The organism is Saccharibacillus endophyticus (assembly GCF_013185185.1).
Lineage (GTDB): Bacteria > Bacillota > Bacilli > Paenibacillales > Paenibacillaceae > Saccharibacillus > Saccharibacillus endophyticus.
The window spans coordinates 1-12,115 of sequence record NZ_JAAZWE010000009.1 but is presented as its reverse complement, the minus strand read 5'-3'; the positions used below and the strand labels follow the sequence as shown (position 1 = coordinate 12,115).

The following is a 12,115-nucleotide window of genomic DNA, read 5'->3' as shown; positions in this document are numbered from 1 at the left end:
CAGTTTAAAACGCCTTTGAACTCCAAAAGCCTCTTCCTAGAATTCTCGTCCAGCCGCTTTTGGAGTGAGACAGCGTTTTGAACGAATTTCTCCCTCTGCTTTTGAGGTTTGTGCGAATAGGACTTTCCCCGACCAACGGCCATCCCACAAGCGAGACAGCCGTTTTTTCACATCCACAGATACCAAATTAACCAACTCAAGAACGCCCCGATCCACGACACGTTCCCGAACACCGCCACGATCTTTCTTTCGTTCCATCCGTACTTCAAGCTGTAGTGATAATGAATCGGCGTCATGCGGAAGATCCGCTTTTTCGTCCGCTTGTAATAAGCGACCTGAATGATAACCGAGAACTGCTCCGCGAAGTAAATGATGAACAGCAGCGGCACCAGAATCTCGACTTTCTCGATCACGGCCATCAGCGATAACGAACCGCCGATCGCCAGCGACCCCGTATCGCCCATAAACGCTTTGGCCGGATACTTGTTGTACAAGAACAACCCGAGCAGCGCGCCCACCATCACCAGCGAGAACAATTTGATCGCCGGCTCGTCCGAGATCACGAAGAAGAACAAGTAAGTCGGAATCGCCACGATAATTAGCAGTCCGTCAAGTCCGTCCGTAAAGTTGATCGCGTTGGCGGAACCGACGATAAATAGCAGCATGATGATAAAATACACCGCCGACGGAAGCACCCAAACGAACCCTCCAGGGAACGCGATCGTCGGATCGACGCCGAAGCTGTTCATCGCGATCAGCAGCACCGTAATCGTGAACGCGAACTGCATGACCAACTTGGCTTTGCCCGAAATCCCCTGCGGGTCCTGAAAGGCGGCTTTTTTAAAGTCGTCGCTGAAGCCCACGATTCCGAACAGGACAAACGTAACGGCCATCAGCCACATCAGCGGCGTGGGTTGAGCGATTAGCGCGACGAGCACCCCGATCATGAACACCATGCCCGCCATGAGAGGCGTGCCTTTTTTGGCTTGGTGGTCGGGCGGCAGTTCCTTGCGGATCGGCTGCAGCCAACCGATGCGTCGCAGCGTGCGAATCCACACCGGCGCGAACAAAGCGACAAGGACAAACGAAAGAGCAGCGGCAATCAACGTGTAAAAGTTCATGGGTTTCCATATTCTCCAATCGGCATTTCGGATTTTGAAGCGGCTATATCGGTTAATAATAGACGTAAAGGTTATGTAACTCCCTTATTTTAAGCAATTTGCACGTCCGCCACAAGAGAAGTCCGAGAGAATTTGGCTTTTTCTGCTTCGACGAGATAAAATGAGAACATACCAAGCAGGCTCACGGAGCAGCTTTCGTTTCCAACAGAAGCGGCATGGCGGACGCGGAGGGTTAACGTTAACCTACATACTCGAAACCATTCTATTTAGGAGGAACCATTCCCATGAGTACAAAAAAAATCCGCAAAGCAATCATTCCGGCTGCCGGTCTCGGCACGCGTTTTCTGCCTGCCACCAAGGCGATGCCGAAAGAAATGCTGCCGATCGTCGATAAACCGACCATTCAATACATTGTCGAGGAAGCCGTAAAGTCCGGGATCGAAGATATCATCATCGTAACGGGTAAAGAAAAACGCGCGATCGAAGATCACTTCGATACTTCTTTTGAACTGGAGCACAACCTGGAGGAGAACGAAAAGTGGGAGATGCTCGAAGAAGTCCGCAACGCCTCTAACATGGCCGACATCCACTACATCCGTCAAAAAGAACCGAAAGGGCTCGGTCACGCGATCTGGTGCGCACGCAAGTTTATCGGTGACGAACCTTTCGCCGTTCTGCTCGGCGACGACATCGTCGAATCCGATACGCCGTGTCTGAAGCAGATGCTCGACGTATTCGACAAGCACCAAGCTTCCGTCGTAGGCGTGCAGGAAGTGCCGTGGGAAGACGTATTCCGCTACGGGATCGTGGACAGCGAAGCCATCGAAGGCGAAGAGCGCACGTTCAAAGCCAACGGTCTCGTCGAAAAGCCGAAGCAGGAAGACGCGCCGTCCAATCTCGCGATCATGGGCCGATATATCCTGACGCCGGAGATTTTCGAGATTTTGGAGAATCAACCGACCGGAGCGGGCGGCGAGATCCAATTGACCGACGCGATCGCGACGCTCGGCCAAACGCAGGACGTGCTCGCCTACAACTTCGAAGGGCAGCGTCACGACGTAGGGGTCAAGATCGGCTTTATCGAGACGACCATCCACTACGCGCTGCAAAACGACGAAATGCGCGAGCCGCTGATCCAGTACATGAAGAAGGCGCTGGCCGAAACCGAAGAAAAGCGCTAAAATAACGACAACATCAAGCCCGGCCGTCGGCCGGGTTTTGATCTGTTCAGGTAAGCCGACGTTTTGTCAGAAAAGGAGAACGCCATGGTGCCGTCCAATCCCAAAGTATTATTGATTATCCCCGCGTTCAACGAACGTGACAATATCGGCCCCTTGCTCCTTTCCCTGCGAGAGCAGGGACTTGAAGCGCTTGTCGTGAACGACGGATCGACCGACGATACGGCGGAAGTATGCGCGAGCGTCGGCGCGAATATCGTCACGCTGCCCTGCAATCTCGGAATCGGAGGCGCCGTGCAGACGGGGTATAAGTACGCGTATGCCAACGGCTATGACATCGCGATTCAATTTGACGGAGACGGCCAACATCGCGCGGAGTTCGTCCCGGCGCTGATTGCTCCGCTGCTGGCCAATGCGGCTGATTTGGTCATCGGCTCGCGCTACATCGAAAAGCAGGGCTTCCAATCAACCGTTTTACGTCGCGCCGGCATTCGTTACTTCAGTCGCTTGATCCGCTTGATTACCGGTCAGACCGTCACCGATCCGACTTCGGGCTTTCGCGCGGTCAATCGACGGATCATGCATATGTTCGCCGCCCAATATCCGACCGATTATCCGGAACCGGAATCGATCGTGCATGTGCTGCGTTCCGGCGGAAGAGTCGTCGAGGTTCCGGTGCAAATGTCCGAGCGTATCGGCGGCCATTCGTCGATTCACCATTTGCGCTCCGTGTATTATATGGTAAAAGTGTCGCTGGCCATCCTTATCGACGCGTTGCGCGGAACCGGGGTGAGGCATTCATGATCACGCTCAAACTGCAGCTGCTGCTGATCGCCTTCAGCCTTGTCGTGCTTTTCGTGTTCATCAACCGTACGCGCCGGTACAAATTGGAACTCAAATACGCGTTGGTATGGATCTTTTTCAGCGCAGCCGGCGTGATCGTGTCGATCTTTCCGCAAATCTTTTTTTTCATTGCGCGCGTCATGGGGATCGAGGTTCCGGTCAATGCGGTATTCCTGCTCGCCGTATCGGCCATATTCCTTACGCTGTACAGCCTGACCGTCTCGTTATCCAACCATTCCCGCAAGCTTCGGACGCTGACGCAGGAAATGGGACTGATGCAGCATAAGATCACGGAAATGGAACGGCGGATGAAGCAGGCGGAAGGAGGTTCGGATGACGATTCGCGATAAAGAACGAACGTTGCAAAAAAGCTCTTTTTACGATCGGCTGTTGAATCTTTTTCCCCCGATCATCCGGAACAACCTGGTCGATTTTCTCAAATACGGCGTCATCGGCGTCGTCGGAACATTGCTCCAGACCGGAACTTTGTTCATCTATGTGGAAAAAGGTCACGGCGATCCGTTGGTCGGTTCGACGCTGGGTTTCATCTTTTCGCTTCTGTTCTCTTATATGGCGAATTCGCGTTGGACTTTCCGAAAAAGCGAACGCTCCGCGTCGGCCTTGGTCAAATACGCGGTCGTTTCTTGCGCGGGACTTCTGTTGAACCTGCTGATCCTGTTTCTGTTCGACCGCGTATTCGGCTGGTGGTACGGCTACGGACAGATCGCCTCCATCGTGCTCGTTCCGATTCACAACTTCATTCTAAACAAAGCCTGGGCGTTCCGAACGCCGAAGCGGGAGGATCGATAATTTGTTTTCGTTAAAAAAAGAAACCCGTCAAACGCGCGCGCGGCTGCTCCTGCTCTGTTTATTCGTTTTTCTCGCCAGCTGCGCCATATCGCTCGGGTACGGAGACCGTCTGCTGCTCGGCTCCTATGAAAAAATGAACGACGACGACGTCAAATACGTGCAGACCGCCGACGTCCTGCTGGAAACCGGCGTGCTGTCCTACAATACCGGCGGCGAACCGTCGACATTCATCATGCCCGTGTTTCCTCTGCTATTGGCAGGCGTCAAATGGCTCGCGGGCGACGAAGGCGGGATCGCGCTGCTGCGTATTTTGCAAGGAGCATTTCAGGCGTTCGGCGTCTATTTGATGTTCATCCTGGCGCGCCGCGTTTTCCAAAATACTCGAATCTCAATGACGGCGGCGGTGCTGCTTGCGTTATACCTGCCCGACTATTTCATCTCCGCTTCGATTTTGACCGAGTCGGCGTTCCGTCTTTGCCTCATGTTGACCGTTTGCTGCCTGATGCGAGCGCTCGATAAACCCGGCGTCGGAGGGTGGGCGATGTTCGCGGTATTCTGGACGGCATTATGTTACTTCAAACCGCACGCTGCTCTGCTGCCGCTCGTACCCGGGCTTTTTTGGCTGGCGCGCCGTTATTCCTTTAAAAAAATGCTGTCTTATACCGTCGTGATTCTCGGCGTTTTCGCGCTGCTCATGTCTCCGTGGTGGATACGGAATTACGAAGCGTTCGGCCGATTCATTCCGTTCACGGAAGCCGCGGGCAGTCCTTTGATTTTGGGTTCGACCGCTTTCGGCCAAGTTCCGGACGGTTTCTACGAAAAGTATCCGGAGTACGGCGGCGACGTCATGAAAGGCTCCGACGATGATCTTGCGCAAGCCGCGGGGAGAATGATCGCCTACGGCTTTATGCACGAGCCTTTGAAATACGCGGCGTTTTATACGTTCGGGAAATTCGGCGGTTTGTACGGCATCGCTTATTGGGAACGTCCGATTTTCGGCATGACGTGGGCGCATTACTTCCCGGTTCATGCAGCGTACGTGCTGATAGGGCTTTACGGCATTTGGCTGTCTTTGAAAAGGAAATGGATCGGCGCGTATGCTCCGCTTGCCGTACTTTCGTACTTTACGCTGATCTATGTGCCGTTCATCGCGATTCCGAGATACGGGTATCCGAATATGTTTTTGTTCGTGCTGTTCATGTCGCCGGTGCTGATCGGGTTGTTTGATCGGCTTCGGGCACGAAAAGCGGAAAGACCCTATTCGTAAAAGGGCGGTAATGCGCTGCGGGAGAAATTCGTTCAGAACGCTGTCTCACTCGGAAAGTGGAATTGGATTTAATTAAGGAAACTTTCCGAGTTCAAAGGCGTTTTGAACTGAATTTTCCCCTCCGCTTTCGCTCTTCACTGAATTTCTCTTCGCCTTTTGATTTTTATCAGCTTGAGGACTTTGCGACACATTAGCTGCTCCTTTCAGGAGCGGCTTTTATTCGGTTGGATCAGTTTCTTTAATGTCAGCGCTGTTAGGACGTGTCGAAACAGATCCATTTCACCATGTTCGTCTGTAATGCGAAGCAGGCCCGAATTGCAGCAAACGTTCCTGTTCGTATCACATCCGAAACACATCGAAATAAGGCTATTCCGCCGCGTTCGTATTACATGCGAACAAAAAATTGACACCGCCTTATGCGTAGCATAGACTTATGTTGGAACAGCCTGCTCAAAGCCGAAAAAGGCAATACGTTCGACTCTCCCTAGTACCTTGTCAACTCTTAATCGGAAGATTACGTTTGTCTGAAGCTCACACGCTTTCGGTGCGTTTCGGTTGGAGACTTCGTACACGGGTTAGGTACGAAATCTCAGGCGGGCGTAATCTTACTTTTAGCGTCGACAAGGTACCGGCCGCAATTTCGGTTTCGAATCGGTCAACGCTTCAGCAGGCGAACAAGGCGGATGGAGGAGTCAAAGTGAGTCACGTATTCAAAACGTGGAGACACGTGTTCAAGCTTGATCCGGATCGGGAATTGTCCGACGAGGAGTTGGAAGCCGTATGTTTGTCGGGCAGCGACGCGATTCTGGTCGGAGGTTCGAGTGGTGTAACCTATGAGAATACCGTAGATTTGATGTCTCGCATTCGACGCTACGAGCTGCCGTGCGCGCAGGAAGTTTCGACGCTGGATTCAGTCGTGCCCGGATTCGATCTCTACCTGATCCCGATGGTCCTGAATACCGATCGATCCGAATGGATCACCGGACATCATCGCTCGGGCCTTGAAAGCTACGGCGAGATCATCCCGTGGGATAGGGTCGCTGCCGAAGGCTATATCGTGCTCAATCCGGACTCGACCGTCGCCCGTTTGACCGGTGCCGATTCCGATATCGACGCTGGCGGAGCAGCAGCTTGCGCCCGCATGGCGGATAAGCTGATGCGTCTTCCGATCGTCTACGTCGAATACAGCGGTACGTACGGCGACCTTGATCTCGTCCGCGAAGTCCGCCGCGTCACCGACGAGGCGACCGTCTTCTACGGCGGCGGCGTCCGCGACTATGAGACCGCCCATGCCGCCGCAGGCGCAGCCGACGTCGTAGTGGTCGGCAATATCGTCTACGACGACCTTCCCGCCGCCCTCGACACGGTCCGCGGCGTCCGCGACGCCGATTAAGCATGACTGGGTATTAAGATGTGATCGATCATCGCTTATGTGCATAACTTATGGACATGCGACCCCTAAATACAGGGTTAACGCATCCAGCCGCCCTTGGCCGGACAGAACGCAACCAGCGTTCGCCTCCGGCCCATCACTCGGACTTCCTTCGTAGAAGTCCATCCCTACAACACTTTCCCGGAATGCGCCAACGAGCGCATTCCTTATGCCTTTTTCTCTAACAAACACCATGCGCGCAGGAGCGGAGGGAGGCAGGGAGCCTGAAGAAACGAAGTATATGGTCTCACGCCGATACAAATTTCGTCCGCGATTCGTTCTTAAAGCGTGAACGAATTGCCGAGACGGTAAACGTTACGGTTGAGCGAGACAATATACGTGGTTAGCGGTCGCCTTTGCTTTTCATTTTCCCCCTTAGACAAATTCCAATCAGGAAAATGAAAGGCAACAGCGATCGCAAGGCCCCTGCCTCCCGCAGCGTCACCCAAGCGCATCCGAAAGGAGCTACCACTCATCATGTCTTTCAACCTTGACGAATCCATATCCCGCCTCAACCCGCAGCAGCGCAAAGCCGCGCTCAAAACCGAAGGCCCGCTGCTCATTATGGCCGGCGCGGGCAGCGGCAAGACCCGCGTGCTCACGCACCGTATCGCTCACCTGATCCAAGCCAAAAAAACCGCGCCGTGGGGCATTCTTGCGATTACCTTTACCAACAAAGCCGCGCGCGAGATGCAAGAACGGGTCTCCGCGCTCGTCGGCCCGGAAGGCAAAGAAATCTGGGTCTCCACGTTCCACTCCATGTGCGTGCGCATCCTGCGCCGCGACATCGAACGGATCGGTTTTTCGTCCAGCTTCTCGATCCTCGACTCCGGCGATCAACTGTCCGTTATCCGCAACTGCATGAAGGACTTGAACCTCGACACGAAGAAATTCGAGCCGAAAGCCGTTCAAGCCCTGATCAGCGCGGCGAAAAACGAACTGATCACGCCGAAGATGTACGAGCAAAAAGCCGGCGGCGACTTCATGGAATCCATCGCGGCCAAAGTCTACGTCATGTACCAAAAGCGCCTGCGCAGCAACAACTCGCTCGATTTCGACGATCTCATCATGAAAACGATCGAGTTGTTCGACGAAGTGCCCGAGGTGCTCGACTTTTACCAGAAAAAATTCCGCTATATCCATGTCGACGAATACCAGGATACCAACCGCGCGCAGTACATGCTGTGCCGCATGCTGGCCGACAAGCACCATCAGATCTGCGTCGTGGGCGACAGCGACCAATCGATCTACCGTTGGCGCGGCGCCGATATCACGAACATCCTGAACTTTGAAAAAGATTACCCTGAAGCCGAAACGATCCTGCTCGAACAAAACTACCGCTCCACGGCGAACATCCTGAACGCGGCCAACAGCGTGATCGGGCGCAATACGGGACGCAAACCGAAAAACCTGTGGACCGACCAAGAAGGCGGCGCCACCATTCGCGTGTTCCGCGGCAGCACCGAGCATGACGAAGCGTATTTCGTAACCGGCGAGATCCATAAAAACATCAAGAAAAAAATGAACTATAAAGAACACGCCATCCTCTACCGCACGAACGCCCAGTCCCGGGTGATCGAGGAAGTGCTGATCAAATCGGATATTCCGTACCAGATCGTCGGCGGCATCAAGTTCTACGACCGCAAAGAAATCAAAGACCTGCTCGCGTATCTCAAACTGCTGTCCAACCCGGACGACGATATCAGCCTGGTGCGCGTGATTAACGTACCGAAGCGCGGAATCGGCGACACGAGCGTGGCCAAGCTTGCGGCGGCAGCGGCGGAACGCGGCGTGTCCATGTTCAAGATTCTCGAAGTAGTCGACGATCTCGGCTTCGCCGGACGCACGCGCAACGCGCTGGTCGAGTTTTACGATATGATCGTGTCGCTGCATCGGATGGTCGATTACCTGTCCGTGACCGAGCTGACCGAGAAAATCTTGGAGTTGAGCCAATACCGGATCGAGATGCAAAAGGAAAACACGCTCGAATCCAAAGCCCGCGTGGAAAACATCGACGAGTTCCTGTCCGTTACGCTGGAGTTCGAAGCGCGCACCGAAGACAAGTCGCTGGTGACGTTCCTGACCGACCTTGCGCTGATCGCGGACATCGATTCCATGGGCGATAAAAAGGAAGAAGTCGCCGACGACGCCGTGATCCTCATGACCATGCACAGCGCCAAAGGCCTGGAGTTCCCGGTCGTGTTCATCATCGGCATGGAGGAAGGCGTTTTCCCGCACAGCCGTGCTTTTATGGATAACGACGAGTTGGAAGAAGAACGCCGCCTCGCTTACGTGGGGATCACCCGCGCGGAAAAGCAGCTGTACCTTTCCTGCGCGCAGATGCGGACGTTGTTCGGTCGCACGACCGCCAACCCGCCTTCGCGTTTCCTGCAAGAGATTCCCGCGGAGCTGCTTGAAGACACCGGCACCAACCCGGACCGTTACCGCCGCGGCGGCGATCCGGACAAAGGATACGGCAATTCGCGCGGCGGAGGCCGGAGTTTCGGAGGATCTTCGTCTTCGGGCGGTTTCGGCGGCGGCCGAACGAGCCGTCCGGGCGCAAGCTCTTCGCCGACGGGAATGGGCCGCCCGGCCGTTGCGCCTCGTTCGTCGGGCGTGACCGTAACGCCGGCAGGCGGAAAACCCGCAGGCGCTGCCCGCAGCACGAACAGTACCGGCGATTTCCAAGTCGGCGATAAAGTCGCGCACGGCAAGTGGGGCGAAGGCACCATCGTGGCGATCAAAGGCAGCGGGAACGACACCGAGCTGAACATCGCGTTCAAAGCTCCCGTAGGGATCAAACGACTGCTGGCCGGCTTTGCGCCGATCACGAAGGTCGAGTAGAAAAAAGCGCCAATCAAAATCCAAGTTGAAAAGGATGGGGAAAACGATGGACGCCATGCACGAGATGGAAGAGTTGGTCGAGCAGCTCAACCGCTACAGCTACCATTACTACACGTTGGATCAGCCGATCGTCAGCGACAAAGAATACGACGTGCTTTATGATCGGTTGGTCAAGCTTGAGCAGGAGAGCGGATTTGTTTTGCCGGATTCCCCTACGCTGCGAGTCGGCGGCGAACTGTTGAAAGGGTTCCTGCCGCATCGCCATCTGGCTCCGCTTTGGAGCCTCGACAAAGCGCAAAACGAAGAAGAACTGAACACTTGGAGCGCCCGTGCGTTGAAGCTTTGGACCGATTACAATACGAAGAACCCCGAAGATCCGCTTCCTGAGCTGCAATACGCGCTGGAACTCAAGTTTGACGGATTGACGTTGAACCTTACCTACACGGACGGCAAACTGGTGCAGGCGGCCACGCGCGGCAACGGAACGGTGGGCGAAGGCATTTTGGAACAGATCAAAACGATACGTTCCGTTCCCTTGTCCATTCCTTATAAAGACGGCACCATCGAAGTTCAGGGCGAGGGCATCATGAACCTGTCCGCGTTGGAGAGTTATAACAAGACCGCGCTCGAACCGTTGAAAAACGCCCGGAACGGCGCCGCCGGCGCTTTGCGCAACCTGAATCCGAAAGTGACGGCCAGCCGCAAACTCAACGCTTTCTTCTATAATATCGGATACAGCGACGCCAAAACGTTTTCCAGCCATATGGAGATGATGGACTTTTTGCGCGAGAATCAATTCAAGGTGAATCCGTACGTGTCGTACTTCGACAAGTTCGAGGACGTGATGGAGCAGCTGCACGATATCGAAAAAAGGCGCGGCGAGCTGGATTACCTGATTGACGGGGCCGTTGTGAAGATCGTCGATATGCGAACGCGCTCCGCGCTCGGTTATACCGGCAAATTCCCGCGTTGGGCCGTTGCCTACAAATTCGAGGCGGAAGAAACGACGACCGTGTTGGAGTCCGTTTCGTGGGAAGTCGGCCGCACGGGCAAGATCACGCCGATCGCGAGATTGGAAGCCGTGGAGCTGGCAGGCGTCACCGTCAAAAACTGCACGCTCAACAACGTAGGCGACATCGAGCGGAAAAACCTGAAGTTTGCGCTCGGCAGCCGCGTTTTCATTCGTCGTTCGAACGATGTGATTCCGGAGATTCTGGGCAAGGTAACGGAGGAGAACGACGGCGAAGAAATCATCTATCCGGAAAAATGTCCCGCTTGCGATTTCCCTCTCGTGCAGCGCGGCGCCCATTTGTTCTGCGACAATCGGCTGTCCTGCAAACCGCAGGCAATCGGACGCATTACGCATTTCGCTTCGCGCGACGCGATGGACATCGAGACGTTCAGCATCAAAACGGCCACCCAGCTCTATGACGAACTCAATCTGCGTGAACCTGCCGAGCTGTATGAACTTGAACAAGAATCGTTGGTTAAGCTCGAACGGTTCGGCGAACGCAAAGCCAGCAATCTGCTCGAAGCGCTGGAGCAAAGCAAAACGCGCGATTTGGCTTCATTCTTGTTTGCTTTGGGGATTCCGAACACAGGCAAATCGACGACCAAAATGTTGGCTGAACATTACCGGGATCTGGACAAGGTAATGAATGCCACAGCGGAGGAATTGGTCGAGCTTCCCGATGTAGGCGGAATCGTTGCGGAAAGCATCGTGAACTTCTTCAATGATCCGTTCATGCGTGCAGGCGTCGAGAAGATGCGTCAGCTCGGCGTGCAGCCGACTGTTCCCGCAGAACCGGTGGCGGTCAAACAAGATTCTTATTTCAGCGGCAAAACGGTTGTGTTGACGGGAACGCTGCATCAGCTTACGCGTGACGAGGCCGCCGAGAGGCTGGAGGCGCTCGGCGCTAAAGTGACGGGCAGCGTATCGAAGAAAACGGACATTGTCATCGCCGGAGAGAAAGCAGGCAGCAAGCTGACCAAGGCTCGGGAATTAGGCATCGAAGTCATTGAGGATGAGGATGAACTGATTCGTTTGTTGAACAGCTAGATTTATTCGGCGACAGAAGCCTGAAATGCGAGCAAGCTAATCTTTTCTATGTCCAAGTTTGGGCAAGCGTCATTCGACATCTGGAGACAGGTTGATCCAAGAATAGAGCCGGGCAACCGGCTTTTTTCTTTCTTTTAAAATAACTGAAGAAAAGCCTTGCTTTATGACTATGTAAATGATAAGATATTTCTTGTCGCTTCTGACAGACATTCAACATCGAAAAACATCAGGTTATGAAATCTGAAAAATAGATGTTGACAAAGAAAACGACAAATGATAAGATATAAAACGTTCGGCAAACAAGTTGCCGACCGCAAGTTCTTTGAAAACTGAACAGTGAGTGAGTCGCGATGATGAAGATCATCGTGAGAATATAGATTCTTGAGCAATCGAGAATCACCAACGTTTTAAACGAGCACATGGTGCTTTCTTTTAAAGCGAGACAAGTAATCGCTTGGTTCAATCGCCTTTGCCCTTAGGGGGGGCGGCATTGAAGTCGCGGTTGCGAATGCTCGCAACTTTAATGGAGAGTTTGATCCTGGCTCAGGACGAACGCTGGCG

Annotated in this window: 9 protein-coding genes; 8 read left to right on the top strand and 1 reads right to left on the bottom strand. The window is 54.0% G+C overall.

Features of this window, described 5'->3' with window-relative positions; translation table 11 throughout:
- Positions 1-167: 167 nt before the first annotated feature.
- Positions 168-1,121 (bottom strand): phospho-N-acetylmuramoyl-pentapeptide-transferase, encoded by a 954-nt coding sequence (mraY, locus tag HRQ63_RS23730; protein ID WP_172247634.1) that lies wholly within the window; start codon positions 1,119-1,121, stop codon positions 168-170.
- Positions 1,122-1,405: 284 nt separating this feature from the next.
- On the opposite strand from mraY, the gene galU reads away from it, so the two are divergent.
- The 8 genes from galU (at position 1,406) to ligA (ending at position 11,554) form a co-directional block, all read left to right on the top strand.
- On the top strand, positions 1,406-2,302 hold the full coding sequence (galU, locus tag HRQ63_RS23725; protein ID WP_172247633.1) for a UTP--glucose-1-phosphate uridylyltransferase GalU: 897 nt from the start codon (positions 1,406-1,408) through the stop codon (positions 2,300-2,302).
- 84 nt (positions 2,303-2,386) lie between these two features.
- Positions 2,387-3,103: a glycosyltransferase family 2 protein gene (locus tag HRQ63_RS23720; protein WP_172247632.1), complete on the top strand. Its 717-nt coding sequence runs from the start codon at positions 2,387-2,389 to the stop codon at positions 3,101-3,103.
- On the top strand, positions 3,100-3,492 hold the full coding sequence (locus HRQ63_RS23715; protein WP_172247631.1) for a DUF2304 domain-containing protein: 393 nt from the start codon (positions 3,100-3,102) through the stop codon (positions 3,490-3,492). Before HRQ63_RS23720 ends, HRQ63_RS23715 begins: the two co-directional genes overlap by 4 nt.
- Entirely contained in the window at positions 3,476-3,952 is a 477-nt protein-coding gene (locus tag HRQ63_RS23710) for a GtrA family protein (protein WP_172247630.1), read from the top strand. The genes HRQ63_RS23715 and HRQ63_RS23710 overlap by 17 nt, the downstream gene beginning before the upstream one ends.
- 1 nt (position 3,953) lies before the next feature.
- On the top strand, positions 3,954-5,219 hold the full coding sequence (locus tag HRQ63_RS23705; RefSeq protein WP_172247629.1) for an ArnT family glycosyltransferase: 1,266 nt from the start codon (positions 3,954-3,956) through the stop codon (positions 5,217-5,219).
- Between the two features lie 697 nt (positions 5,220-5,916).
- The gene (gene pcrB / locus HRQ63_RS23700) at positions 5,917-6,612 is read left to right on the top strand and encodes a heptaprenylglyceryl phosphate synthase (RefSeq protein WP_172247628.1); all 696 of its coding nucleotides are present in this window, start codon (positions 5,917-5,919) and stop codon (positions 6,610-6,612) included.
- A gap of 516 nt (positions 6,613-7,128) precedes the next feature.
- Positions 7,129-9,495, top strand: coding sequence for a DNA helicase PcrA (gene pcrA / locus HRQ63_RS23695; protein ID WP_188525560.1), 2,367 nt, complete (start codon positions 7,129-7,131; stop codon positions 9,493-9,495).
- Between the two features lie 46 nt (positions 9,496-9,541).
- The gene (gene ligA / locus HRQ63_RS23690) at positions 9,542-11,554 is read left to right on the top strand and encodes an NAD-dependent DNA ligase LigA (RefSeq protein WP_172247627.1); all 2,013 of its coding nucleotides are present in this window, start codon (positions 9,542-9,544) and stop codon (positions 11,552-11,554) included.
- Positions 11,555-12,115 lie beyond the last annotated feature (561 nt).

Bases quoted from the DNA above. Each gene is read 5' to 3' on its own strand.
- pcrA (WP_188525560.1), top strand. From the start codon at position 7,129: ATGTCTTTCAACCTTGACGAATCCATATCCCGCCTCAACCCGCAGCAG.
- ligA (WP_172247627.1), top strand. From the start codon at position 9,542: ATGGACGCCATGCACGAGATGGAAGAGTTGGTCGAGCAGCTCAACCGC.
- HRQ63_RS23720 (WP_172247632.1), top strand. From the start codon at position 2,387: ATGGTGCCGTCCAATCCCAAAGTATTATTGATTATCCCCGCGTTCAAC.
- HRQ63_RS23710 (WP_172247630.1), top strand. From the start codon at position 3,476: ATGACGATTCGCGATAAAGAACGAACGTTGCAAAAAAGCTCTTTTTAC.
- mraY (WP_172247634.1), bottom strand. From the start codon at position 1,121: ATGAACTTTTACACGTTGATTGCCGCTGCTCTTTCGTTTGTCCTTGTC.
- HRQ63_RS23715 (WP_172247631.1), top strand. From the start codon at position 3,100: ATGATCACGCTCAAACTGCAGCTGCTGCTGATCGCCTTCAGCCTTGTC.
- galU (WP_172247633.1), top strand. From the start codon at position 1,406: ATGAGTACAAAAAAAATCCGCAAAGCAATCATTCCGGCTGCCGGTCTC.